Here is a 25,591-nt window from a genome sequence, read left to right as displayed (position 1 = left end):
CCGGGCCCTATTGTGGTGTGGGGCCGGTTGGGGCGGGGCTACCGGCCGCCCCACAAGGCAAGGGTTGATCAGCCGTTGTCCACCGGCTTGTACGGCCCGCCATAACCATCACCGACCATCGAGATGATGTTGCCGTTGTCGTCGATCCAGTCCGAGGGCTTGAGCGAGTACTTGTAGTCTTCCGAACGGCGGTTGTTGCCGTCGCCGATGTAATCCGGATGATCGACGCGATGGTCGCCGCGGATGCTCGAGCGTGCATCCCACTCTTCCTTGCGGAAGTCGAAGATGCTGCGATCGCCCGGCGCGTCGCGCTGGCCCCAATCGGAAAGGTAGGTCTGCAGCCACACATAAGCCTCGTCGCCGTTGGGCTTGAGCAGGCCGTCCTGCTTGAAGTCCTGGATCTGGTCCCAGTTCTGCAGCGAGATCTTGTGCAGCTTGTGCGACTTGACGTCGTTGAGGATCGCACCGACGAAGGAGAACACTCCGGAGAACAGGAACCCCACCGGCCCGAGCAGGGGCACCAGGCGCCCGGTGACACCGAACACCCCGGCGACGCTGCCGGCTGCACCGAACAGGCTGCTGACGCCACCTGCGACCGACAAGGAACCGGAAGCGATCTTGATCGGGTCTTTCTCACGCACGCCGTCGCGGATGGTCAGGCCACCCATGACCACGCCGATCACCCCACCGACCACGTCGGCTCCGGCGCCGATGACCTTGATCGCACTGCCGGCGAAGCGTGCGATCTTGCCTGCGCCGACCACGCCGCCACGCTTTTCGATACCACTCTCGATGCCCTGGTGCAGCTTGTTCATCGTGGCTTCGTCGAACGGCTGGCCGTTGAGCGCCTTGCCGACATCCTTACCGTCGGCCATGGCGTCGTCGATGATGTTGTAGTACTGGTTCTGCACATCCTGCACGCTGCGCGGGATCTCGGGCCCCGCAGTGCCTGGCTTGCTCCAGATGGTCGGCACCGAGCGGTCCAGGCCCATCAGCTTGTAGGCGTTGGTGCCGAACGCCTTGTCGAAGGCCTTGGTGCCGAGGGTGGCGAAGTGCGAACCGGTGCTGAGGAAGCCGATGAAGTCGTTGGCGATGCCGGCCCGCTCGCGTGGGGTGTCGGCCAGCGTGCCGCCCTTGCCGGCCAGCTGATAGATGGCCCGCCCCAGAGAGATCGCACCGCCCATCGAGCCGAGCACGCCATTGTCGCTGAGGAAGGACAAGGTCTTGACGAAGGCGCCGCGATTTTCCGCGCTCAGGTTCGGCATCAACTCGGTGCTGACCGCCTTGTTGATGTCGTCGAGGGTGATCTTGCCGTTGGCCTGCCAGGTGTCGCCCAGGTTGCTCATGACCTTGCCGAAATCGGTGGCCATGTCCTTGTCCTTGAGCAGCATCTCGACGAACTTCTCGTAGGTCGCCAGCGACCTGCGCGGGATGCTGTCGCCGCCGGCCTTGAGGGCCTGGAGCATGAGCAGGGTCTGGTCGGTGGTGGCCAGCGCGGTGTTGTCGTCGGAGATCTTGCTGGGGTCGGCGATCAGCTTGTCCAGCTCCATAGTGTAGCCGTCGATCTGCAGGTTCTGCAGGAACTGGTCGGCCTTGGCCGGATCGATGTCGGCGAGCCCTGCGTAGGCGCTGCGGATTTCACTGGTGGCAAGCTCGGTCTGGCCGTTGGCCTGCAGGTCGTTGATGTACTTGACGAAGTTCTCCGACGAGGTGCTGTCGAGCAGCTTCTGGCGGGTTTCGTCGACTTTCGCCGAGCCGCCTTCGACCTTGCCCAGGGCCGCGTCGTGCTTGCTCTTGAGGTCGGCGACGATGGTCGGGTCGCCGAGCAGTTCGCCGAGCTGGGCATCGATGGCCTTGGCATCGAAGATCTCGTCGCGCACATCGCGCGAGGTCACGGTGATCGGGTCGCTGGCGTTGCCATGGTTGCCAAAGCCATGCTCAGGGATGATCGACATGCCATGGTCGGCCATGCTCTTGGCTTCCAGCGCCCGAACCAGCTTGGCCCGTGGGTCGTCCTTGGCAATGCTGCCGTCCTTGATCCCGGCGCGGTAGCCATCGACCAGGTCGCGGATGGCCAGGTCGCGTACCGACAACGGCTGGCCGTCCTCGTCCTTTTCGGTGGTGGCGAGCTCATCCACCGAGACTTCCTTGAGCGGCGGCAGGCCATGGTCGGCGCGCAGCTTGTCGACGTCGGTGACCTGCTCGGCGATGCTGCTGCGGTAGTCGGCGATCTGTTCGAACATCTGCGGGTTGTCGAACTGCGAGACGATGATCTTCTGCTCTTCGCCGCCGGGCTTGCGCTGGGTGAAGGCGATCAGGCCCGGGCCGTAGTCGCCGATGCCGCCGACGCTCATGATGTCCTCGGTCGAGGCCAGGTAGTCGTCCGGGCCAGCCTTGGTGTAGCCGTCGCCCTTGGCCTTTTCCAGACCGGCGAGGGTCTGGCCCTTGGTGCTGTAGTCGAGGAAGGCTTCGGGGGAGACGTCGCGCGATACCACCACCAGTTTGCCGTCGGCCTTGGTGACCACCAGGATGCCGTCGGTGGGCGCATCGACCTTGCTGATGTCGTTCATCCCCAGCGTGCCCTCGGCACGGGTCTGCAGGTGCTGGTCGGGCAGCTTGTGGGCGTTCTTGATGTAGTCGAAGGCGGGCGTGCCCTTGGTCGTGTCCAGCGCGTGCAGGAAGTCGTACAGCTGGCTGCCGCGGTTCTCCGGGGCGGGCTGGTTGGCGGCGGCGGAGGGGACGCTGTCGAGCGAGTCGTAGCCGCGGTCGTGGGCCTTGGCGTCGTCGCGGCTGATCGCGTACTTGTGGCCGTCGTGCTCGAACAGGATGACGTGGGCGTCCTTGTCTTCGGAAACCACCTTGAGCTTGTCCACGTCCAGGCCGGCGGGCAGGCCGGTGACCTGCTCGTAGCCGGCGGCCTTGGCGTCGTCCAGTGCGACACGGGTCTTGCCGGCGCCGCTGTAGGCAGCATAGGCCTCGGGCGTGATGCCCTCGGCGATGATGACTTCGCGGCCGTTGGTGAGCTTGACCTTGAGCACGCCGTCGGTGGCCTGCTCCACCGACTGGATGTTGTCCAGCAGGAAGCCGCTGTCGTCCTTGCGCAGCAGCGACTGGCCCGGGTCGGTGAGGCCGGCGACGATCAGGTCGTGGGCTGGTGTGCCCTGGGTGTCGGCCAAGGTGTCGAGCAGGTTGTAGAGCTGGGTGCCGTGGTCGGGGCCGCGGTCTTCACGGGTCGGCACGGCATGGCCGAAGCGCAGGTTCTCGAAGGTCTCGTAGCCTGGCTGGCTGTCCTGCGCGGCCTTCTCGCTGATCTGGTACTTGTTGCCGCCGTGCTCGAAGTAGATGACGCCGTTGTCCTTGTCCTGGGCGACGATCTTCAGCTTGCCGATATCGAGGGTTTCCGGCAGCTCGGTGATGTCCTTGTAGCTGTCGGCATCGGCGGGCTTGTCGTGCGGCACGCTGCCGCCGCCGTCGTTGGCCGCCAGGACCTTGGGCTTGAAGGTCTTGTCCGCGCCCGGATCGCTGAGCAGCAGGCGGGCCTTGTCGAGGACGCTGTCGAATAGGCCGGCGGTGTCGGAGGGGGAGGAAGGGCTGCTGCTGGAGGGGGCTTCGGGTCTGTTGATCATTGCACGGTCCGGGGCGAGGACGGCGGCAAGCGCAGCCCCGCAGCCCGAGACGATTCCGTTGCTGGGCGACCAGGTTGCGCGACCGACATCAAAGGTTCATGGAAGTCTGATCCTAGGCGACCTCGACCTTTGAAACGCACAACCTTGGCAAGTTACAGCAAGGTTTCACGTGTGTGAAAACTGGGTGTTGAACTGGCGCTCCTGACGACGCTGATCCCAGGCCTGGCTGGTGCGCCTGGGGGCTTCCTCCGGTTGGCTGGTCAACTGCGAAAGGGTGGCGGTGATGCGTCCGGCCCAGAAGCGCGCGCCCTGTTCCTGGGCCTCCTGCATGGCCTGGTTGAGCAGCTCCTGGGCTTGCGCCTGGCGTTCGGGCGAATCGGGCCTGGCCAGCAGTTGGGCCTTGATGCGCAACAGCTCGGGGCGGAACCAGCGTTCCTGGCGAGCGGCGGTCACGGCCAGGGTCTGGTCGAGGATCTCGATGGCCAATTGCTCCAGGCCCAGTTGCGCAAGACCTTGGGCGTACTCGCTGCGCACCAGGTTGTACAGCGGGCTGTCGCCGATCGCATGGAGCTGGTCGAGCGCTTCGCCGAGGCCGCGCACGCCGTCTTCGGCATTGCCCTGGCGGATCAGCAGGATGTGCTCGAAGCACCGGACGAACAGGCGCCATACCGGCATCTCGTGGCCCCCCAGGCTCTCTTTGAGACGGGCAAGAAACTCGCGGCTGCGCTTTTCGTGGCCGACCAGCAGGGTGATGGGGATGGCGCTCAGGCTCAGGGTGTACCAGAGGCTGGCCGGGTGGTGCTGGGTCAACGCCGCTTCGACGTTGGCCTCGATGGTCAGCAGGGCCTGACCGACCTGGCCTTGCAGCAACTGCACCTGGGCCTTGAGCGAGCGCGCGGCGATACCTTGGTCGAAGTGGCTGTCGATGACGTGGGCGCGGGGCATCATCGGGAAACTCAGGGCTTCGCTGATCGCCTGGCGGGCGCCATCGAAGTCGGCCATCTGGAACAGCGGCGTTGCCCGCATGCGCCGGCCGAGCATGCGCCGTTCGAGGATGCCGGTGCGTTCGCTGAGCTGGATGTACTGGTTGGCCAGGTCCAGCGCCTCGGCGTGCTGGTTGCTGCAGCAGTGGTCGTGCCAGAGGCCCCACAGGCCGCGCAGTTCATGCTCGGTGTCGCCGAGGGTGCGGGCGTCTTCGATCACCTGCTGCCAGGCGTCACGGATCGACTGCCCGGCACCGCGGGTCAGGGCCATGACGCTGGCCGAGAGTGTCAGCAAGAGCATGCGCTGGCGGGGTGTGATGGCCTCGAAGCGCAGGCCGCGGTCGACCCAGGCGTGGCATTCGTCGACCCGCGACAGGCGCAGCCACAGCGGCACGCTCATCAGCGTGAGTTCGACGCCGAGACAGGCGTCGCCCTGTTCGCTGAAACACCAGCTCAAGGCGCTGCGTACGCTGTCGCTGCCGGGGCTGTGCAGGGCCAGCCAGCTGTCGCTGTCCAGGCGCTCAAGGTCTTGCACCGCGCGGCGTTGTTCCTGGAGGGTGTACTGCGCGTGGCGCTGGGCGATAGCGGCGGTCTCGTCATGCAGGGCCAGCTGCTGCGCCGCATACACGCGGGCCGTGTGGTGCAGGCGGTAGCGCTTGATCGGTTGCGCCCCGGCGGCCACCAGCAGCGACTTGTCCATCAGGCTTTCCACCAGCCAGGCAGCGTCCTGGAAAGGGCCTGGCTGGACCTCGACCACCGCCTTGGCGGCGGCGAGGGTGAAGCTGCCGGTGAACACCGACAGCTGACGGAACATCGCCTGCTCCTGCGTGCACAGCAGCGCGTGGCTCCACTCCAGCGAGGCTTGCAGGGTGCGGTGGCGGGGCAGGGCGGTACGCCGGCCGGCCATCTGCAGGCGGAAGTCGCCATCGAGCAGCTCGACCAGATAGGCCAGGCCAAAGGCGCGTACGTGGCTGGCGGCGATCTCGATGGCCAGGGGATTGCCGTCGAGGGTACGGCACAGTGCGAGCGCCGCCGGCACGTCGGTATCGCTGAAGGCAAAGTCCGTGTCGTGCGCAGCGGCGCGCTCGGCGAACAACTGGACGGCCGGGCTGAGCAGGGCCTGGGCGGCGCACAGTACGTGATCGTTTGCGGGGCAGGGCAGCGGCGCGACCTCGTGCACGCATTCGCCTTCGGCGTGCAGGGCTTCGCGGCTGGTGACCAGGATGTGGCAGCCCGGCGCCTGTTGCAGCAGGGCTTCGACCAGGGTCGCGGTGGCTTCGAGCACGTGGTCGCAGTTGTCCAGGATCAGCAGGTGGCGGGCTTCGTCGAGCAGGGCGGCGATCAGCGCCACGGCGTCTTGTGCGGTGCTGTCGATGCCCAGCGCCGCCGCCACCAGGTCGGCGACGCAGGCAGGCTGGTCAGCCTCCGTGAGGTCGACGAAGGTGCGCCCCTCGCTGAAGTCTTCGGCCATGGCGTGGGCGAGTGTCAGCGCCAGGGTGGTCTTGCCGATGCCGCCGGTGCCGGTGAGGGTGAGCAGGCGGCGGCTGCGCAGGGTTTCGGCCAAGGTCTGGCAAATGTCGTCGCGGCCGATGACGCTGCTGCCAAGGCTCGGCAGGTCGTTGCCGGGTTTGGTCGCAAGCAGGGGTTGCGGCGCCATTTCACGGATGGTCACCGGAGCCACGAAGCGGTACCCGCGGCCCGGTACGGTGACGATGTAGGTGAAGTCTCCTTCTTCGCCAAGCACTCGGCGCAGGGTGGTCATTTGCGCGCGCAGGTTGCATTCCTCGACGATGACCTTGGGCCAGACCAGCGCCAGCAGCTCGTTCTTCTCCAACAGCTCGCCGGTTCGGCTCGCCAGCGTGACCAGCAGTTGCAGCGCACGGCTGCCCAACTGCACCAGTTCCCCGTCCTTGAACAGCAGATGCTGCTGGGGGTAGAGCACGAAGGACCCAAAGCACAGGGCGTTTTCCGGATCAGGGGTATCCAGAGCGTCCAGGGCGACAATCTTTCCGGGCTTGGTCTTGGTCAGGGGCATGATTAAACCTTTATGAATGAGTTAGTTATTGGCGGTCTTGAAGGGCGCCTTTGTTGTTTCACATGTTCAGGATAAACAGCACGATCCGACGTAAGGTCTGTCTCGGTGGCACGGGCGAACTTCGACAGCCAATGGCCATTCGCTTGTCATTGTTCGCTCATCTTTCGCAAGGCACGTCGCGGAAGGACTCCGCAGCGGATCAAATTCTGGCAAGTACCGTGCCATGGATCCAATGATCATCTGGTAACGGGCGTCCTTGAACTTTCGCGAAACGATGCGCATTGCCGGGGTCGGTCGTTGTTTTATTCGGGATTCCGAATGTTTCATTCGTATGACGTTCGGGTTGCCGAATGAGCGAGGCCGTGGACGTGCTTTGCAGGACGAAGACGGCGCATGGAGGCTTTGTAAATCGCGGGCTGTACGGTTCATGACGGTGTGTGCTGAGAAAAAACGAACAGCGCCTGGCGGTTCCCCGCCATACCTGGCAAGGGACATTAAGTGTGTGCTCTATGCACGGCCGCGGCGCGATTCATTGTTGGGTGGGGATAAACTGACCCTCCTGTGGAGACTATTTAGAACATCCTTTTGTGTCGTTTATTAGTTGGCGGTAATCCGCCATCGCGAAGTTTGTGAACACATTCGCAGTTGTCATCTTTGTCATGAAACAAATGGCGGGTTTGCGGTAGGGTTTGCGGTCGCCTTTCGTATACTGTCACGCGCACGAAATTTGTTATCGACTGTTTTTATTGGGAAAGTTCGGAAGTTTCGAGTAATTGCTCGAAAACATTGCGCGGGCCATCATTTTTTTGCACCACAACAGGCCGTGGCGATAAACCGCCACGCATGACAGCACCCCGGGGGCCGGGGTGCAGAAAAGGCGGGAAGATCAGGGGCGTGGGGCGGCGTTATCGGCTGTTCAGGCCACGCCACCGTTGGCGCGCAGGATCTGGCCGTTGACCCAGCCGCTGTCAGGGCCGGCGAGGAAGGCGACGACACCGGCGATATCCTCTGGCTGGCCCAAGCGGCCCAGGGGTGGTGCCTGGGTGGCGGCCTGGATCTGCTCGGGCGTCTTGTCGGCCAGGAACAGTTCGGTTTCCACCGGGCCCGGGGCCACGGCATTGACGGTGATGTTGCGACCGCGCAGTTCCTTGGCGAACACCTGGGTGAAGGCCTCTACCGCGGCCTTGGTGCCGTTGTAGATGGCGTAGCCTGGCATTTTCAGGGCCAGCGTGGTGCTGGTCAGGTTGATGATGCGCCCGCCGTCGTTCAGCCGTGTCGCGGCAGCGCGCAGGGTGTTGAACACGCCTTGGGTGTTGATCGCGAAGTTGCGGGCGTACAGCTCGTCGCTGGTCTGCGCCAGGGGCGCGACCTTGAGGATGCCGGCGTTGTTGACCAGCACATCGATGCGACCCAGTTGCCGCTCGATGGTGTCGAACAGGGTCTGTACCTGGCCTGCACTGGACACATCGGCCTTGAGGGCGATGGCCTTGCCGCCGGCCTGGCGGATCTCGGCCACCAGTGCATCGGCTTCGGCATCGTTGCTGGCGTAGTTGATCGCCACGGCGAAGCCGTCACGGCTGAGGCGGCGGGCGATGGCGGCACCGATGCCGCGCGAGGCACCGGTGATCAGGGCTACGGAAGAGGTCATGCTGGGCATCCTTCTGAGTGGGTGTGGGAAGGAGTGTGGACTGTTGGCGAAAAAAGATAATTGCGCGGCAAGTGCGATCAGTGTTCCATTTGCTTTAATTATCGACTTGGCGTCTTTCCCTTGCGAAGCAAGGGTAGCCGCCACCCTCCAGGAGAACCCGTCCATGGATCGCTTCCAGGAAATGCAGGTGTTCGTGCGTATCGCCGAGCGCGGCAGTTTTTCCCAGGCTGCCGAGGACCTGCAGATCCCGCGGGCCACCGTCACCAACCTGATCAAGCGCCTGGAGCAGCGCCTCGGCGTGCGCCTGCTCGAGCGCACCACCCGGCACGTGCGCATGACCCACGATGGCGAGGCCTACTACCACCGATGCGTGCGCCTGTTGCTGGACCTCGAGGAGACCGAAAGCGCCTTTCGCAACGCCCCTCCCAAGGGCCTGCTGCGGGTCAACCTGCAGGGCACCCTGGCCAAGCATTTCGTCATGCCGGCGCTGGGTGGGTTCCTGGCGCAGTACCCGGACATCACCCTGCACATCGGTGAGGACGACCGACTGGTCGATCTGGTGCGCGAAGGGGTGGATTGCGTGCTGCGGGCGGGCCTGCTGCAGGATTCGTCGTTGATCGGCCGACAGGTTGCCAGCCTGGAACAGGTGACCGTGGCAAGCCCCGAGTACCTCGCGCAGCACGGCACGCCCGCCACGCTGGACGACTTGCAGCAGCATTTCGCGGTGGATTACCTGTCCAGCGCCACCGGGCGGGCGGTGCCCCTGGAGTTCAGGGTCGGTCGTGAGGTGGTGGAGCGTTTGTTGCCCGCGAGGGTTTCGGTGACCGGCGTTGACCTGTACACCGGCGCGGCGCTTTCGGGGGTGGGGATCGTTCAGGTACCACGCTACCGGATTGTCCATGAACTGGCGGCCGGCAGCCTGCGCGAATTGTTGCCGGACTGCCCGCCACCGCCGATGCCGGTGTCGGTGGTGTACCCACAGAGCCGACAACTGTCGGCGCGGGTGCGGGTGTTTTCGCAGTGGTTGGCGGCGCAGTTGGGGCAAGGTCGCTGACCGGGTGACGAGATGTGACGGAATAAACCGGCGTGGCGCGCGTTTACGAGCTGAAACCCCCAACGACCGGAGTCGTCACCATGCCCCACCTGCGTACCCTTGCCCGCGGCACTCTGCTTCTCGGCACCCTTGGCCTGACCATGCTCGGTGCTACCGCCCAGGCTGCCGAAACCTGGGAGGTCCTGCCGCCCACGCCACACCTTGCAGGGCCGTTCAAGACCGCCGAGGTCAATGGCGTGCAGCTCGCCTACCACATCGAAGGCAAGGGCACGCCGGTGTTCCTGCTGCATGGCGGCCCGGCCAATGCCGACTACCTGGCCGGCCAGGCCAAGGCGCTGTCGACGCATTACCAGGTCATTTCGGTGGACACCCGTGGCCATGGTCGCAGCAATGCCAATGGCCTGCCGCTGAGCTACGACGCCATGGCCGATGACGTGGTCGGGCTGATGAAACAGCTGGGCCTGAACAAGGTCGATGTGGTGGGCTGGAGCGACGGTGGCATCACCGCGCTGGACCTGGCCATGCGTTACCCGGACAAGGTCGGCCGGATCATCGCCTTCGGCGCCAACACCGACCCGACCGGTGCCTTCCCGGATGCCGACAAGAAGCCTGCTTTCGGCACCTTCATCACCCGTGCCGCCGAGGAGTACAAGCAGTTGTCGCCAACGCCGGACGGTTTCGAAAAGCTCAATGCCGCGCTGGCCCAGATGTACCAGCAGCAACCGAACTGGACGCCGGCGCAACTGGCGACCATCAAGGCGCCGACCCTGATCGTCGACGGCGATCACGACGAGGCGATCAAGCCTGATCACACCCGCTATATCGCCAAGAGCATTCCCGGTGCCAAGCTGCAGTTCATCGAGGGCACCAGCCACTTTGCGTTCCTGCAGAAGCCTGAGGTGTTCAACAAGGTGATGCTGGATTTCCTGGCCAAGCGCTGAGCAGGCTCAGCCTGCGCTGAACAGTGCCCGCGCTTCGTTGAAGCACTGTTCGGCGATGGCCGAGCGCGGTTCGCTGCGGCGCAGCAGCAGGCCCACCGGGCTGTGAATGCTGGCGTCGGCCACCGGGATGATGCGCAGGTGTTCGCTCAGATCTTCCAGGCCGCAGTCCAGCGGCATCACCGCGCAGCAGATGCCGGCGTTCAGTGCCTGGATCAGTTGGAAGGTCGAGTCGCTTTCCAGCACGGCCTGGGGCTCCAGGCCGCGGCTGCGAAAGCTCAGGTCCAGCGACTGGCGGTAGTGCATGCCTTTGCTCAGCAGGCCCAGCGGCAGGCCGTCGAGTTCTTCCCAACGCAGTTGCTCGGTGTCGAACTGGAAGTGCCGGGTGTCGTGCAGCAGGCCCATGGTGGTGATACCCAGCTCGACCACCTCGAAGAAATTGACATTGACCTGGTCGAGGTAGCAGATGCCCAGGTCGAGCTGGTTGCGGCTCAGGCCGTCGATGATCTGCTCCGAACTCAGCGAGCTCAGCTGGAAGTGCAGTTCGGGGTATTTCTCGCGCAGCGGCAGCAGCAGTTCCATCGGGTTGAAGCTGGCCAGCGGCACGGTGCCCAGGCGCAGGCTGCCGACCACCTGGCCGCGGCAACTGGCAGCCTCGGCCTGCAGGCCGTCGTGGGCGGCGAGCAGGGTCTTGGCCCAGGCCAGGATGCGCTCGCCGGCTTCGGTGAAACCCTCGAAACGTTGACCGCGCTTGACCAGCACCAGGTCGAGCTCGTCCTCCAGGTTGCGCAGGCGCATCGACAGGGTCGGCTGGGTGATGTGGCACAGCGCGGCGGCCTGGCCGAAGTGGCGGGTCTGGTCGAGGGCGATGAGGAACTTGAGCTGCTTGATGTCCATGGTTCGGCCTGGCGATAGAGGGTGTTGATCGGACGGTACGTCGTATCGATTGGACGCATGCGCCCGAGGGCTCTAGCGTGACGCAAAATCCCCCTTGGAGACAAACCCCTGAGTGTCAAACCGGATGCGGTATTCGTACCGCTCAATATCGCCGTGCTGACGGTCAGCGATACCCGTACTTTTGCCGGGCTCGACCGGCGCCTGCCGCACCGCGTGGGAGGGCATTCTGGTGGAGCAACTGGATGCGCGGCATCGGCCGTGCAACTTCGTGCCGCACCTGAAGGCGGTGGGGGCGTGTGAGAGTCGGGGTTGATCGTTAGCGGTGTGTTGGTCTGGCGGGCCTCTTCGCGGGCAAGCCCGCTCCTACAGGAGAGGGCTTGCTTCAGCTCAACACATGCTTCACCGGCTCCAGCACCGGTGGCAGCGGCTCGCCCAGCGCCGACAGCACATCGCGCTCCAGCGTGCGCACCATGGCGTCGGTGGGCAGGTCGTTCTCGTCGCGGCCGAACGGATCCTCCAGCTCGTTGCCGATCGCATCCAGGCCAAGGAAGGTGTAGCTGACGATGGTGGTGAACAGCGGCGCCAGCCAGCCCAGCGGTTGGGCCAGGGCGAACGGCAGCAGCAGGCAGAAGATGTAGATGGTGCGGTGCAGCAGCAGGGTATAGGGGAACGGTAGCGGCGTGCCCTTGATCCGCTCGCAGGTCGCCTGCACCTCGGAAAGCCCCAGCAGACGTTGCTCGAGCAGGGTGTAGCGGAATTCGCTGATGTGCTGCTGTTCGGCCAGTCGCGCACAGTGCGCGCCGATTACGCGCAGGATGCCGTCGCAGACATTGTGCTCGGTGACGACTGCGCCCTCGGCTAGCCAGGGCCTTGCGGCGTGCAGTTCGTCCTCGTTGCGCAGGCGCGCGTTCAGCGCATGGGCAAAGCCGCACAGGCTGCGCAGCAGCTCACGTCGCAGGGCCGGATCTGCGATCATCACGCTTTCGCGGATGAACGAGCGGGTCTCGATGACCATTCGTCCCCACGCCTTGCGCCCCTCCCACCAGCGGTCGTAGCAGGCGTTGTTGCGAAAGCTCATGAAGATCGACAGCGACAACCCGAGCAGGGTGAAGGGCGTGGCGCTGACCGGGTAGAACAGCGCTGGGTAACGTCGCTCGACCAGCACGATCAGGGCGGCCAGCAAGGTCACCATCAGGCAGCGCAGGGCGATGCGCTTGACGATCGAGCCGCGCAGGGTGAACAGCATGCGCAGCATGTCGGTGTTGGAATGGACGATCAAGGCGGTTCCAGAGACGGCCGATCAGCCGCCGGTCATGTTCATGAAACGCAGGATCTGCACCTCGCCACCCACCTCGAAGTGATGGCGGTAGGGCTTGAGGTGCACGGCCTCGCGAATCGCTTGTTCCAGGCGCTCGCTGTCATCGGGATGGCTGCGCAGGACCTGCTTGAGGTCCATCGAGTGCTCGTTGCCCAGGCACAGCAGCAACCGGCCTTCGACGGTCAGGCGCACACGATTGCAGGTGGCGCAGAAGTTGTGACTGTGCGGCGAGATGAAGCCGACCCGCGTCTGCGGCGCTTCGGCCAGTCGCCAGTAGCGGGCCGGGCCCTGGGAGGATTCGGCCGATTCGATCAGGGTGAAGTGCGGCTCCAGGCGCTCGCGCACATCGTCGCTGGAGTAGAACGACTCGCCACGCTCGTGCTCGCTGATCACGCCCAGGGGCATTTCCTCGATGAAGGTGATGTCCAGTTCGCGGTCGATGGCAAAGCGCACCAGGTCGACGATTTCATCGTCATTGCGACCCTTGAGCACCACGCAGTTGAGCTTGGTGCGGCGGAAGCCTGCCTGGCGCGCAGCGTCGATGCCGGCGATCACCTGGGCCAGGTCGCCGGTGCGGGTCAGGGCCTTGAAGCGTTGGGCATCGAGGCTGTCGAGGCTGATGTTAAGGCGTGTGACGCCGGCGTCGAACAGCGGCTGGGCCAGGCGGCCAAGCTGCGAGCCATTGCTGGTCATGCACAGCTCGCGCAAGCCGGGCAGGGCGGCGATGCGCCCGCACAGGTCGACGATGCCCTGGCGTACCAGCGGCTCGCCGCCGGTCAGGCGGATCTTGCGGGTGCCCAGTGCGACGAAACGTTCGGCGACCTGGTAGAGCTCTTCGAGGCTGAGGATCTGCTGGCGGGGCAGGAACTGCATGTCTTCGGCCATGCAGTAGACGCAGCGGAAGTCGCAGCGGTCGGTCACCGACATTCGCAGGTAGTCGATTTTCCGGTTGAAACCGTCGATCAGGGCCTGGCTGCTGTGTTCCACGTTCGCGCTCGGAAGGGTGGGGTGGGGGTAATGTCCACGCTATAACCTGCAGGCACGGGCGTCAAATTGCTTTGCCCGACCGTTTGATAGGTCTGGTCTATCAAGCGATCAGTGAGCGCGCATCAGACCGCTACTGCGACCTTCTCACCGATACACCGGAAACGCCGTGGTGTACTTGATCTGTTCCATGGCAAAGCTGGAGGTGATGTTCGATAGCCCGTCGGTGCTGGTGATCAGCTTCTTGTAGAAGCGGTCGTAGGCAGCGATGTCGCTGACCACCACCCGCAGCATGTAGTCCCAGTCGCCGGACATGCGATAGAACTCCATCACTTCTTCGAAGCTGGTCACGGTCCTGGCGAAATGCTCGAGCCAGGCGCTGTCGTGGCGCTGGGTCTTGAGCTGGACGAACACGCTCAGGCCCAGGTTGATGCGCTCGGGGTCGAGCAAGGCGACGCGGCCGCGGATATAGCCTTCGTCTTCCAGGCGCTTGACTCGTTTCCAGCAGGGCGTGGTGGTCAGGTTGACCGCCTCGGCCAGGTCCTTGAGGGAGATCGAGGCGTCGCGCTGGAGCAGGGTGAGGATGTGCTGGTCGAAACTGTCCATGGCGATAGGGGCCTGCTTTGCAGAAAAAGTTTCTCGAGAGTAGCTCAATCGGGGAATCTCTTGCTACGCCCGGCGCCGTTGCAGCGGGTCGGACCGGGATATGCGATAGTGGCGGTTTTCTACCTGACCCCCTTCAGTCAACGGATCCGACCATGGCCGAAAAACCGCGCAATTTCGCCACCCGCACCATTCACGCCGGCGAGCAGTCCAGCGTCGCCGACAACGCTATCTTCCCGGCCATCGTCACCTCCAGCTCGTTCATCAAGCGCGGCCTGGACGACAATCCCGAATACGCCTACAGCCGTGTTTCCAACCCCACCCGCCACGCCTATGAAACCTGTGTCGCAGCCCTGGAAGAGGGTGTCGGTGCGGTTGCCTGCGCGTCGGGCGTGAGTGCCACCGCCACGGTGCTCGAACTGCTGCCCAAGGATGCCCACGTGGTAGTGATGAATGGCGTCTATGGCGGCACCTTCCGCCTGATGGAGGACTACCGGGCACACACCTCCGGGCTGACCACCACCTATGTCGACCTCAACGACCTGGACGCCGTCGCCGCAGCGATTCGTCCGAATACGAAGATGATCTGGCTGGAATCGCCGACCAACCCGCTGCTGCACCTGGTGGACATCAAGCCGCTGTGCGACCTGGCCCGCGAGCGCGGCATCCTCACCTGCATCGACAACACCTTCTGCTCGCCATGGAACCAGCAGCCGATCACCCTGGGGGTGGACCTGGTGATGCACTCGGCGAGCAAATACATCGGCGGCCATTCCGACCTGACCGGCGGGGTGGTGGTGGCGGGCAATCATGAACTGCTGGCGCGCCTGCGCAAGATCAGCATGGCGGTGGGTGCGATCCAGGGGCCGTTCGACTGCTACCTGGCCCTGCGCGGCCTGAAGACCCTCGATGTGCGCATGGAGCGCCAGAGCGCCAACGCCCTGCGCGTGGCGCAGTACCTGGAGCAGCACCCGCAGGTCGAGCAGGTGTTCTACCCCGGGCTTGCGAGCCATCCGCAGCATGCGCTGTGCCAGCGCCAGATGCGCACTGGCGGGGCGGTGGTGGCGCTGCGTGTGAAGGGTGACCGGGCGGCGGTCAACCGCCTGGTCGAGGCGCTGTCGATCTTCGTCCTGGCCGACTCGCTGGGCGGTGTGGAGAGCATGATCAACCATTCCTGGACCATGTCGCACAACTCGCTCAGCCCGCAGCAGAAGGGCGTGATGGGCATCAGCGAGAATCTGGTGCGCTTGTCGATGGGGATCGAGGATTACCGCGACCTGATCGACGACCTCGAGGCGGGGTTGCAGGCGGCGGCCTCTGCGTAACGGCGGCTGACGCCATCGCGGACTTGTCCCGCGACGGCGTTGCAACGAACGACCTCAACCCTTGGGCGGATGAATGATCCGTTCGATCTTGTCCTTGATCAGCAGACGTTCCTTGCGCAGGCGGTTGACCGCCTCGTCGTTGGTGCCGTTGCCTTCGGCGGCCAGCACTTCCTTGTCCTTGGCGTTGTATTCCTTGTGCAGCTTGTGCAGGTCCTGATCCTTGTCGATCAGGGCCTGGAACTTGTCTTCGGTAATGTGCAGGTCGGCTAGCAGATCGTGCGGGACTGGCATCTCTTCACCTCTGTTTCAGGGGTTGATAAGAATCCTGATCCTTCAGGATAGCTGCCTTTGCCGACAGCGGGAGCGGTTCGCCGGATGAGGCGGCAGCGTCGCCACGCTGCTGAATGGCAGCTGAATGAACTTTAATTAATCATGAAAGACGCATCACAACCGATTGTTGGCGTCTTTTTCACAAAAAATTGATGCTACGCTTTCTACAGTTCGGCCAACTTCCCAAGGTGCCCGCCCGGGTACGCCTGGTCGCTTCTAAACTCTGATTGCGAACGCCATGTTGAAAATCAAATCACTGCGGACCGAGTGGGTCACGCTGCTGGCCAGCCTTTACCTGTTGATCGGCCTCAATCTGTTCCTCTGGGAGCATCTGGAGACCATCCTGCCCCCCGGCATGGTTGGGCTGTGGCTAGGCCTGGCGTTTGCCGTACTGATGTTGTTCGCCTTCAATCTGATATTGACGTTGTTGGCCTTCAAGTATGTATTGAAACCGGTATTGATTGTGCTGTTCATGAGTGGCGCCGGTGTCGCCTACTTCATGAATCAATATGGCGTACTTATTGATGCCGGCATGTTCCGCAATGTCGCCGAAACCAACATCGAAGAAGTGCGTGACTTGCTGTCTTTGAAGTTCGCACTCTATATGCTGGGGTTGGGCGTCGTGCCGTCGTTGTTGCTCTGGAAGGCACGCATTGCCTACCGCCCCTGGCACCGCGAACTGCTGGGCAAGCTCATCGTCAGCGGCGCCTGCGTCGCAGCCCTGGGCTCGATCGGGCTGGTCAATTACCAGGGCCTGTCGTCGCTGTTTCGCAATCACCACGAACTGCACTTGATGCTCACCCCGAGCAATATCGTCGGGGCGTCGTTCAGCTATGCCAGCGAAAAGCTCGGCAGCGCTGCCAAACCCTTCCAGAAATACGGCGAAGATGCCCATCGCGATGCCGCCTGGCAGAAGCACGAGCGCAAGTCGCTGACCGTGCTGGTGGTGGGTGAAAGTGCCCGCGCCGAGAACTTCGGTGTGCTGGGTTATGGCCGCGATACCACGCCACGCCTGTCGAAGGAGGCTGGCCTGCTGGGCTTTACCGATGTGCATTCGTGCGGGACCGAGACGGCCGTGTCGGTGCCTTGCATGTTCTCCGGCATGGCACGCAAGGACTACGACCCGAGCCTGGCCAGCCGCCGCGAGGGCCTGCTCGATATCCTCGGGCGTGCCGGCATCGAGGTGCAGTGGCGCGATAACCAGTCAGGCTGCAAAGGCACCTGCGATCGATTCAACTACGTCAACCTCACCAGCGCCAAGGACCCGGTCCTGTGCGCCGATGGCGAGTGCCACGACCAGATCCTGCTGCAGAACCTCGATGCGCTGCTCGACAGCCTCGACAAGGATACCGTGCTGGTGCTGCACCAGATGGGCAGCCATGGCCCTGACTACTACAAGCGTTACCCGGCAGGCTTCGAGCACTTCACTCCGGTGTGCCGCAGCAACGCCCTGAACCAGTGCAGCCAGCAGGACATCGTCAACAGCTACGACAACACGCTGGTCTACACCGACGAGGTGCTGGCGTCGCTGATCGACACCCTGCGCAAGCACCAGGACAAGGTCGACACCGCCATGATCTACCTCTCCGACCATGGCGAGTCGCTGGGCGAATACAACCTGTTCCTGCATGGCACCCCGTACATGCTCGCCCCGGACCAGCAGAAACACATCCCGCTGCTGGCCTGGTTCTCCGACAGCTACCGCCAGGACTTCGCCGTCGATACCGACTGCCTGTCGAAGATGCGTGACACGCCGCTGAGCCAGGACAACCTGTTCCACTCGATGCTCGGCCTGCTGCAGGTGCGTACCGAGGTGTACCAGCAGTCGCTGGACATGTTTGCGGGGTGTCGCCCCTGGCTGACGGCCAGGAGCTGATCGCGCGCCAGCGCTACCGCTGATCGCCACCATGGATGGCCCGGGTTTCACGAGCAGTGCCCGCGCCGTATATACTGCGCGCCAATGTTTGTGGGAGAGCCTTGTGGCCATCGAAATACACTGGATCCGTGACGACCAGACCCTGGCCGAACTCTGCCGGAAGTGGCGTACGCTGCCGTTCGTGGCCGTCGACACCGAATTCATGCGGGTCGATACCTTCTATCCCAAGGCTGGTCTGGTGCAGGTCGGCGATGGCCAAAGCGCCTACCTGATCGACCCCCTGCTGATCCGCGACTGGCAGCCACTGGGCGAATTGCTCGAAGACAGCGGCGTGGTCAAGGTACTGCACGCCTGCAGCGAAGACCTCGAAGTCCTGCTGCGCCTGACCGGCAAGCTGCCGCAGCCGCTGTTCGACACGCAGTTGGCCGCGGGCTACCTGAATATCGGTTTCTCGATGGGCTATTCGCGTCTGGTCCAGGACGTGCTGGGCATCGAGTTGCCCAAGGGCGAGACGCGCTCCGACTGGTTGCAGCGTCCGCTGTCCGAAACCCAGGTCAGCTACGCCGCCGAAGATGCCGTGCACCTGGCCGAGCTGTTCACTGCCCTGCGTCCGCGCCTGTCGGATGACAAGTACGCCTGGGTGCTGGAGGACGGCGCCGAGCTGGTGGCGCAAATGCGCCGTGAAGTCGAGCCCGAAACCCTTTACCGCGACGTCAAGCTGGCCTGGAAACTCGGCCCGCAGCAGTTGGCGGTGCTGCGCGAGCTCTGCGCCTGGCGCGAGCGTGAAGCGCGCAGCCGCGATGTACCGCGCAGCCGGATCCTCAAGGAGCACTCGCTGTGGCCCATGGCCAAGGGTCAGCCCGACAGCCTGTCGGCGCTGGCCAAGATCGAGGAGATGCACCCGCGCACCATCCGCCAGGACGGCGAAACGCTGCTCAAGCTGATCAAGAACGCCGCCAGCCAGCCTGCCGAGCAATGGCCCGCGGTGCTGCCCGAGCCGCTGCCGATCGAAGCCGCCGGCATTCTCAAGCGCCTGCGCGCCATCGGCCAGGCCGAAGGCGAGCGCCTGCAGATCGCCCCTGAGCTGATGCTGCGCAAGAAGGCCCTGGAAGCCCTGCTCAAGAGCGGCTACCCCAATGGCCCCTATCAATTGCCCGATTCGCTGCGCGGCTGGCGCCGTGAGCGGATGGGCCAGGCCCTGCTGGATGATCTGGCAGGCGCCGGAGAGACTCGATGAAACGTATCTGCTCGATCTACAAAAGCCCGCGCAAGCGCGAGATGTACCTGTATGTGCTCAAGGCCGAGGGCCTGGAGCGCGTGCCCGAGGGCCTGCTGCCGTTCTTCGGTACGCCGGTGCATGCCTTCGACCTGGTGCTGACCCCCGAGCGCAAGCTGGCCCGCGAGGACATCGTCAAGGTGTTGGAGAACCTCGACAACCAGGGTTATCACCTGCAGATGCCGCCACCGGACGACGACTACATCGAGCATCTGCCCGAAGAGCTGCTGCGGCGCAACGATCCGGCCTGAGCCGGGGCGCGAACCCTATCAACAGGCGGCCCTCGACGGGCCGCTTTCGTCGTTCTGCAAGGTTGTCATCGAGATGCGCGTTCTGATCGCTGAACAGGATCATGCCCTTTACGCTCGCCTGCTGGGCGAGCTGGCACCGGACCTGGAGGTCCTGACCAGTGGCGATTCCGCCGAATTGTCGCGCCACGCCCCTGAATGCCCGATCTGGCTGGGCGAGCCGCACCTGGTCGCCAGCCTGCTGCGCCAGGGCCACAAGCCGGCCTGGATGCAGTCCACCTGGGCGGGTATCACGCCGCTGCTGGCCGACGGCCTGCCGCGTGACTATCGCCTGACCCGTGCGGTGGGCATCTTCGGCCAGGTCATGGCCGAGTACATGCTGACCTACATGCTGGTTCACGAGCGCGATGTGCTGGCGCGCCTGGTCAGCCAGGTCGAGCGGCGCTGGGACGGCCGGCCGGGCAACAGCCTGGAAGGGCGCAAGGTGCTGATCGTTGGCACCGGCGACATCGGCCAGCGGGTGGCCGAGTTCCTGCTGCCGTTTGGCGTGACCCTGTATGGCGTGGCCAGCAGCCCACGCGAGCAGGCGCCGTTCGTCGAAGTGGCGGGGCTGGATGCGTTGCCGCGGCTGGTCGGTGAGGTCGATTACGTGCTCAACCTGCTGCCGGATACCCCGGCCACCCATGACTTGTACGATGCCGCGCTGTTCCAGTGCTTCAAGCCGACCGCGCTGTTCATCAACGCCGGGCGTGGTGTGGCGGTGGTCGATGCCGACCTGGTCGAGGCACTCAAGAGCGGGCACCTGGCGGGTGCCGTGATCGATGTCTGCCGCCAGGAGCCGTTGCCCCAGCGCCATCCGTTCTGGACCGCCTGGGGGCTGCTGCTGACCGGCCACAGTTCGGCACCGACCTCGCCGGTGGCGATGGTGCGCTTGTTCGTCGAGAACGTCCGGGCCTATGCGGCGGGGCAGGGGTTGCGCGGGGAAGTGGATTTCTCGCGCGGGTATTGAGGTGCTTCTGCTGGCCCTATCGCAGGCTTGTCCCGCGATAGGGCCAGCCCAGTCTTAGAGACTGAAATCACCCTCGGCCGCCAACTCGCTCAGCGGTCGACGCGGGCTCGGCACTTCACGGGCCTGCAGTGCTTCGATCAGGCTGGCCTTGTCGCCCAGCTTGCCGATCGCCACCATCGCGTGCAGCACATAACCTTCGGGGATCTTCAGTTCCTTGCGCGCCAGCTCCTGGTCGAACCCGGCCATGCCATGGGTGTGCCAGCCGCTGATGCTCGCCTGCAGCGCCAGGTGGCCCCAGGCCGAACCTGTATCGAAGGTGTGCCACAGGGCAGGAGTCTCTTCGCTGGCGCCAGGCGCGGTGAAGGTGGTCTTGGAGAGGATCAGCACCAGCGCCGAGGCCTGCTGTGCCCAGCTGCGGTTGAACGGCACCAGAAACTCCAGGAAGCGCTCCCAGTTCGGCGTGTCGCGGCGGGCATAGAGGAAGCGCCAGGGCTGCGAGTTGTAGGCCGATGGCGCCCAGCGCGCGGCTTCGAGGAAGCTCAGCAGGGTCTCTTCGCTGATCGGCTCCGCGTTGAACGCACGGGGTGACCAGCGGTTGATGAACTGCTCGTTGATGGCATAGTCGGCGATGCGGGGATTGGCGCTCATGCGGGCTCCTGCGAAAGGAAGAGGGAAAGCCTGAACGCTACTGCGTCCGTTCGGCACTGACAAGCGGTATGGCATTGCGTCGGGCCAGGCTCTAGACTGGCGCCGCCGCGCGCCGCGGCCTTCAAAGTGATTGCAGGAAAACGTGTGATGATCGCCGACCCCGCGCCCTTCTGGCGGCGCAAGACCCTCGACCAGCTCGATCCGCAGGAATGGGAGTCGCTCTGCGACGGCTGCGGGCTATGCTGCCTGCAGAAGCTCGAAGACGAGGATGACAACAGCATCTATTACACGCGTATCGCCTGCAAACTGCTGGACATGAACACCTGCCAGTGCAGCGACTACCCCAACCGCTTCGACCAGGTGCCCGACTGCATCCAGCTCACGCCGGGCAAGGCCGACCAGTTCAAATGGCTGCCGACCACCTGTGGCTATCGCCTGGTCAGCGAGGGCAAGGACCTGCCGGCCTGGCACCACTTGGTCTGCGGTGACCGTGAGCAGGTCCATGAGCAGCGCATTTCCCAGTCCGGGCGGATGCTCAGCGAGAACGATGTCGACGAAGACGACTGGGAAGACCACCTGATATTTCGCGCCGGCTGATCCGCCTGGCCTGCGCCTCTGGGGAACAAGGAGTTTCTGTATGCGTCGCCCGTTGTTGTTGCTACTGGCCCTGTCGGCCAGCTTCCCGGCCTGGGCGAAGAAGGTCGATCTGGATTACCAGGTGCGCCTGCTGCCCCAGACGGGCCAGGCCGAAGTGCGCCTGACCCTGGCCGAGGGCACGCCGGTGCGCAGCCTGGACTTCGACCTGGGCAGGCAGGGCGCCTACAGCGATTTCAAGGCGGACGGCCAGTGGCAGGTGCAGCAGGACCGTGGCGTCTGGCACCCCGGAGCAGGCAAGAGCAGCCTCAGTTACCGCGTGCAGCTCGATGTGAAGCCCCATGGCAGCGCTCATGAAGCACGCATCACGCCGCATTGGGCGTTGTTTCGCGGCGAGCAGCTCGTGCCCCCGGCCCGTCTCGATCAGCAGGATGGCACCGAGTTGGTGACACGCCTGGCCTTCGAGTTGCCGTCGGGCTGGCAGAGCGTCGAGACAGCCTGGCCGCGCATCGGCAAGCAGAAATTCCGTATCGACAACGTCTCGCGCCTGTTCGATCGCCCCACTGGCTGGATGCTCGCCGGCAACCTCGGCAGCCGCCGCGCACGCCTGGGGGATACCGAGGTGACGGTCGCCGCACCGCAGGGGCAGGGCATGCGGCGCATGGATACCCTCACCCTGATGACCTTCGTCTGGCCGCAGTTGCAGGCGGTGTTCCCGCGCAATCCGCCCAAGCTGCTGGTGGTCGGTGCCCGCGACGACATGTGGCGCGGTGCGCGTGCTTCGCGCAACTCGCTGTACCTGCACAGCACCCGCCCACTGATCGGCGAGAGCGGCAGCAGCCCGCTGCTGCGTGAGCTGGTGCAACTGTTCGCGCAGATCGACGACCGTGATCGCAGTGACTGGCTGGGCGAGAGCCTGACCGACTACTACGCCATCGAAGTGCTGCGCCGCGCCGGTGGCATCAGCGATGACCGCTACCAGGCGTTGCAGGCGCGGTTGCAGAAGGACGGCGCCAAGGTAAAGACCCTTCGCACCGAGCAGGCCGACGCAATGCAGGTGGCCAGGGGCGTGCTGTTGCTGCAGGCGCTCGACCGCGAGATTCGCCTGCACAGCCACAACAAGCGCTCGCTGGACGACATCACTCGTGCGCTGATGCGCATGGCCAGTGTCAGTACAGAAGAGTTCATCCAGATCAGCGAGAGCGTGCTGGGGCGCGAGTCCGAGGTGCTGGAGAGCAAGTTGTTGCGTTGAGCCGGTGGTGACTTCTTCGCGGGCAAGCCCGCTCCCACAGGTTCAGCGGTGTTCTCGGGATATGTGGGAGCGGGCTTGCCCGCGAAGAGGCCACCGCCGATTCAGACCCCAGCCAACGGATCCTTACCGGTCACCGTCACCGTGCGGGTCGCCGCCTCGGCGCTGGCCTTGAGTGCCTTCAACTCAGCTGCCCCGCGTTCGATATCGGCATGCAACCGGTTGTACTCCGCGCGATGCTTGTGGAACCAGGCCTTGGTCGCGCAATGGCCCTTGATGCCGCGGGCCAGCGCCATGCCGCCTACCGCTACCTGCAACAAGCCGATCAGCCCGCCGTGGCGCATCCCTTTGCTGATCATCAGGGCACCGCCTGCCAGTGAGCTGACGCGCTCCCAGCCCTGGACGTTGTGGTCATGCCTGTCTGACGCCGAATGGATATCGAGCATGGGTAGGTCTCCTTGTGGGTTGGTAAAGCAGCTGACCCTGTCCGCGGCCCTGGCGTTCAGTGCAATTGTCGGATTCGCTCATTGCCTGCAGGGCGTCGCGGCCGTGTGCAATGTCTTTTCCAGACCCCGGTTTGTCTCGCTCAGACATGCAGGTATGGTCAAATACCGACCGCCTGCAACCCTGCAGACCGCTCATCGAAATAGCTGTAGACACATTGTCTAACGGCGCTCTATATTCATTATACAAATTGTAGACAGTGACCCATGACCAACAAAAAGGCCGCCATGAAAGCCAGTTCTGATGTCCATCCACTCACCGGAGAAGCGCCGCTCGATCGCAAGGGCGTGCTCGCTGAAGCATTGCGCCGGCGCATCCTGAGCATGGAGCTGGTGCCTGGCGCAGTGGTGGATGAACTGGCCCTGAGTGACGAGTTCGGGCTGTCGCGACCACCGGTACGTGAATTGCTGCGCCAGATGGCCGCCGAGGGCTATATCGAGCTCGAAGCCAACCGCGCACCACGGGTGGCGGCGATGAACCACGATTCGCTGCACAGCTTCTTCCTCGCCGCGCCGCTGATCTACATCGCCACCACGCAACTGGCCGCGACCCACGCCACCGCCGGCGAGATCGAAGCGCTCAAGGCGATCCAGGCGCTGTTTCGCGAGGCGATCGAACAGAAGGATGTGGAAAACCGCGTGCTCTACAACGACGCCTTCCACCTGGAAATCGGCAAGATGGCGCACAACGATTACCTGATGCCCAGCCTGCGTCGCTTGCTCATCGACCACACCCGCCTGGGCAAGATCTTCTATCGCCACCCGACCACCGATGACATGCAGCGCGACCTCGAACTGGCCTGCGTGCAACACGAACAGATGATCGAGGCGATCGAGCGCCGCGACCCCGAAACTGCCGGGCAGCTGGTGCGCGAGCACTTCGAGCTGTCCCGTCGCCGCATGGCCGAATACGCGGCGCCCCAGGGAATGGAAGTGGTACTGGCCTTGTAGATGCAGCACTCATCGCCATCCCAGGTACTGGCAGGACGCCGGGAGGGACGGGCGTGATGAGGAACAGACGCTAACAACAATATCGGGTTCCTGAAATGACCAAGATCGCCTCGTTGCCCGCCGACGACAGCCGCTGTGGCTGGTATCACCTGAGCAAGGGACGCCGTATCCAGGCACCGCATCGCGGCCACAGTGCCGCGCGCTGGGTCGTGGTCGGTGCCGGTTTTACCGGGCTTGCCGCGGCGCGCCAGTTGGCACTGCACTTTCCTGATGACCAGGTCGTGTTGCTCGAAGCCCAGGAGGTGGGGTTCGGTTCGTCCGGGCGCAACGCCGGTTTCGCCATCGACCTGCCCCATGACATCGGTGCCGAGGACTACATCGGCGATATCGGTATCGCTCGCAAGACCATGAAGCTCAACCTCAGTGGCCAATCGTTCTTGAAGGAACTGGTCGAGCGCCACGGCATCGATTGCCAGATGAAACACTGTGGCAAGTACCAGGCGGCCATCGAACCGCGCGGCGTCGCGGTACTCGACGCGTATCGTCGGGGCCTGGACCGGCTCGACCAACCGTACCAGATGCTCGAGGCGGACGAGTTGCCCGAACACATCGGCACCGACTTCTATCGCAAGGCCCTGTTCACCCCGGGCACCTCACTGATCCAGCCCTCGGCGCTGGTCAAGGGGCTGGCCGACAACCTGCCGGCCAACGTCACCCTCTACGAACACACACCGATCACCGAGGTGCAGTACGGCGCCAAGACCGTGCTCAAGCACGCCCAGGGTTCGATTACCGCCGACAAGCTGGTGCTCACCACCAATGCCTTTGGCATGAGCTTCGGCTTCCTCAAGGGGCGGATGCTGCCGGTGTTCACCTATGCCAGCCTGACCCGGCCCATGACCGAAGAAGAGCAGGCGCGACTCGGCGGCAAGCCCTATTGGGGCGTGATTCCGGCCGATCCGTTCGGGACCACGGTGCGACGCACCCCGGACAACCGCCTGCTGATCCGCAACAGTTTCAGTTTCAACCCCGATGGGCGCGCCAACAGCAAGTACCTGGAGCGCTTTGCCGTGCGTCATCGCGATGCGTTCGCCCGGCGTTTCCCGATGTTGCCTGACCTGCCATTCGAATATACCTGGGGCGGTGCCCTGGCGATGTCGCGCAATCACATGGGTTACTTCGGCGAGTTGTCATCCAATGTCTACGCCGCCCTGTGTTGCAATGGCCTGGGCGTGACCCGCGGCACCGCCACCGGCAAGTTACTGGCCGACTGGTTGGCGGGCGAGAAAAATGAATTGATCGAGTTTGTGCTCAATGCACCGGGCCCTTGTGCCAACCCACCGGCGCCGCTGGTTTCGCTGGGCCTGAATTTCAACCTGAAGTGGGGCCAGTACCGCGCCGGACAAGAAAGCTGAGTTCAATTAAAGCGTTATAAACAACTTGATATTCGCTGGGTATTTTATGCCCGGCCTGCGGTTTCTATTGCGTGCTGTTTC

General features: G+C 64.1%; 21 protein-coding genes and 1 pseudogene. 12 read left to right on the top strand and 10 right to left on the bottom strand.

Annotated elements, in window-relative coordinates:
* Positions 1–68: 68 nt before the first annotated feature.
* From IAE40_RS14320 to IAE40_RS14310, 3 genes are all read right to left on the bottom strand, one after another.
* Positions 69–3,626 (bottom strand): hypothetical protein, encoded by a 3,558-nt coding sequence (locus IAE40_RS14320; protein WP_200603418.1) that lies wholly within the window; start codon positions 3,624–3,626, stop codon positions 69–71.
* A 165-nt stretch (positions 3,627–3,791) separates the two neighbouring features.
* Positions 3,792–6,644 (bottom strand): winged helix-turn-helix domain-containing protein, encoded by a 2,853-nt coding sequence (locus tag IAE40_RS14315; protein WP_200603417.1) that lies wholly within the window; start codon positions 6,642–6,644, stop codon positions 3,792–3,794.
* A 916-nt stretch (positions 6,645–7,560) separates the two neighbouring features.
* Positions 7,561–8,301: an SDR family oxidoreductase gene (locus tag IAE40_RS14310; protein WP_054895048.1), complete on the bottom strand. Its 741-nt coding sequence runs from the start codon at positions 8,299–8,301 to the stop codon at positions 7,561–7,563.
* Between the two features lie 154 nt (positions 8,302–8,455).
* Here IAE40_RS14310 and IAE40_RS14305 point away from each other — a divergent pair, with 154 nt between their 5' ends.
* Together IAE40_RS14305 and IAE40_RS14300 are read left to right on the top strand one after the other, a co-directional pair.
* Complete coding sequence (locus tag IAE40_RS14305; protein WP_200603416.1) at positions 8,456–9,346, top strand: LysR family transcriptional regulator; 891 nt, start codon at positions 8,456–8,458, stop codon at positions 9,344–9,346.
* A gap of 80 nt (positions 9,347–9,426) precedes the next feature.
* Entirely contained in the window at positions 9,427–10,287 is an 861-nt protein-coding gene (locus IAE40_RS14300; RefSeq protein ID WP_234465149.1) for an alpha/beta fold hydrolase, read from the top strand.
* A gap of 6 nt (positions 10,288–10,293) precedes the next feature.
* On the opposite strand, the gene IAE40_RS14295 is transcribed toward IAE40_RS14300, so the two are convergent.
* Positions 10,294–11,181: a LysR family transcriptional regulator gene (locus IAE40_RS14295; protein ID WP_197889987.1), complete on the bottom strand. Its 888-nt coding sequence runs from the start codon at positions 11,179–11,181 to the stop codon at positions 10,294–10,296.
* 181 nt (positions 11,182–11,362) lie between these two features.
* Between IAE40_RS14295 and IAE40_RS14290 the strand changes: the two are divergent.
* A pseudogene (locus IAE40_RS14290) lies at positions 11,363–11,494 on the top strand (molybdenum cofactor biosynthesis protein); the annotation flags it as partial.
* 69 nt (positions 11,495–11,563) lie between these two features.
* Here the strand turns inward: IAE40_RS14290 and IAE40_RS14285 are convergent.
* The 3 genes from IAE40_RS14285 to IAE40_RS14275 all read right to left on the bottom strand — a co-directional run bounded on the left by IAE40_RS14285 (position 11,564) and on the right by IAE40_RS14275 (position 14,089).
* Complete coding sequence (locus tag IAE40_RS14285; RefSeq protein WP_200603415.1) at positions 11,564–12,460, bottom strand: bestrophin family protein; 897 nt, start codon at positions 12,458–12,460, stop codon at positions 11,564–11,566.
* 21 nt (positions 12,461–12,481) lie between these two features.
* The gene (moaA, locus tag IAE40_RS14280) at positions 12,482–13,486 is read right to left on the bottom strand and encodes a GTP 3',8-cyclase MoaA (RefSeq protein ID WP_081255212.1); all 1,005 of its coding nucleotides are present in this window, start codon (positions 13,484–13,486) and stop codon (positions 12,482–12,484) included.
* 144 nt (positions 13,487–13,630) lie between these two features.
* Positions 13,631–14,089 carry an Lrp/AsnC family transcriptional regulator gene (locus IAE40_RS14275; protein ID WP_054895043.1) on the bottom strand — a complete coding sequence of 153 codons (459 nt, stop codon included), beginning with the start codon at positions 14,087–14,089 and terminating at the stop codon, positions 13,631–13,633.
* A gap of 152 nt (positions 14,090–14,241) precedes the next feature.
* On the opposite strand from IAE40_RS14275, the gene IAE40_RS14270 reads away from it, so the two are divergent.
* Entirely contained in the window at positions 14,242–15,411 is a 1,170-nt protein-coding gene (locus IAE40_RS14270) for a trans-sulfuration enzyme family protein (protein ID WP_065861421.1), read from the top strand.
* A gap of 54 nt (positions 15,412–15,465) precedes the next feature.
* Here IAE40_RS14270 and IAE40_RS14265 read toward each other — a convergent pair whose 3' ends face one another.
* On the bottom strand, positions 15,466–15,702 hold the full coding sequence (locus IAE40_RS14265; protein WP_054895041.1) for a YdcH family protein: 237 nt from the start codon (positions 15,700–15,702) through the stop codon (positions 15,466–15,468).
* A 277-nt stretch (positions 15,703–15,979) separates the two neighbouring features.
* On the opposite strand from IAE40_RS14265, the gene IAE40_RS14260 reads away from it, so the two are divergent.
* From IAE40_RS14260 to IAE40_RS14245, 4 genes are all read left to right on the top strand, one after another.
* Positions 15,980–17,617, top strand: a complete 1,638-nt coding sequence (locus IAE40_RS14260; RefSeq protein WP_200603414.1) for a phosphoethanolamine transferase — start codon at positions 15,980–15,982, stop codon at positions 17,615–17,617.
* A 103-nt stretch (positions 17,618–17,720) separates the two neighbouring features.
* Complete coding sequence (gene rnd, locus IAE40_RS14255; RefSeq protein WP_054895050.1) at positions 17,721–18,854, top strand: ribonuclease D; 1,134 nt, start codon at positions 17,721–17,723, stop codon at positions 18,852–18,854.
* Entirely contained in the window at positions 18,851–19,144 is a 294-nt protein-coding gene (locus IAE40_RS14250) for a YcgL domain-containing protein (protein ID WP_065861425.1), read from the top strand. The genes rnd and IAE40_RS14250 overlap by 4 nt, the downstream gene beginning before the upstream one ends.
* A gap of 73 nt (positions 19,145–19,217) precedes the next feature.
* On the top strand, positions 19,218–20,150 hold the full coding sequence (locus IAE40_RS14245) for a D-2-hydroxyacid dehydrogenase (RefSeq protein ID WP_063543652.1): 933 nt from the start codon (positions 19,218–19,220) through the stop codon (positions 20,148–20,150).
* Between the two features lie 54 nt (positions 20,151–20,204).
* Here IAE40_RS14245 and IAE40_RS14240 read toward each other — a convergent pair whose 3' ends face one another.
* Positions 20,205–20,798, bottom strand: a complete 594-nt coding sequence (locus IAE40_RS14240; RefSeq protein WP_054895037.1) for a nitroreductase family protein — start codon at positions 20,796–20,798, stop codon at positions 20,205–20,207.
* 147 nt (positions 20,799–20,945) lie between these two features.
* On the opposite strand from IAE40_RS14240, the gene IAE40_RS14235 reads away from it, so the two are divergent.
* Together IAE40_RS14235 and IAE40_RS14230 are read left to right on the top strand one after the other, a co-directional pair.
* A complete protein-coding gene (locus IAE40_RS14235; protein WP_197889979.1) occupies positions 20,946–21,395 on the top strand; it encodes a YcgN family cysteine cluster protein in 450 nt (149 codons plus the stop codon).
* A 40-nt stretch (positions 21,396–21,435) separates the two neighbouring features.
* Positions 21,436–22,644, top strand: coding sequence for a hypothetical protein (locus IAE40_RS14230; protein WP_200603413.1), 1,209 nt, complete (start codon positions 21,436–21,438; stop codon positions 22,642–22,644).
* 101 nt (positions 22,645–22,745) lie between these two features.
* Here IAE40_RS14230 and IAE40_RS14225 read toward each other — a convergent pair whose 3' ends face one another.
* Positions 22,746–23,087, bottom strand: coding sequence for a YgaP family membrane protein (locus IAE40_RS14225; protein WP_054895034.1), 342 nt, complete (start codon positions 23,085–23,087; stop codon positions 22,746–22,748).
* 285 nt (positions 23,088–23,372) lie between these two features.
* On the opposite strand from IAE40_RS14225, the gene IAE40_RS14220 reads away from it, so the two are divergent.
* Together IAE40_RS14220 and IAE40_RS14215 are read left to right on the top strand one after the other, a co-directional pair.
* Positions 23,373–24,095: a GntR family transcriptional regulator gene (locus IAE40_RS14220; protein ID WP_153774407.1), complete on the top strand. Its 723-nt coding sequence runs from the start codon at positions 23,373–23,375 to the stop codon at positions 24,093–24,095.
* A 95-nt stretch (positions 24,096–24,190) separates the two neighbouring features.
* Positions 24,191–25,510, top strand: coding sequence for an NAD(P)/FAD-dependent oxidoreductase (locus tag IAE40_RS14215; RefSeq protein WP_197889975.1), 1,320 nt, complete (start codon positions 24,191–24,193; stop codon positions 25,508–25,510).
* Positions 25,511–25,591 lie beyond the last annotated feature (81 nt).

Origin of the sequence: Pseudomonas sp. S44, from assembly GCF_016624805.1 — a bacterium.
Classification (GTDB): domain Bacteria; phylum Pseudomonadota; class Gammaproteobacteria; order Pseudomonadales; family Pseudomonadaceae; genus Aquipseudomonas; species Aquipseudomonas machongensis.
This window is presented reverse-complemented; position numbering and strand designations above follow the sequence as displayed.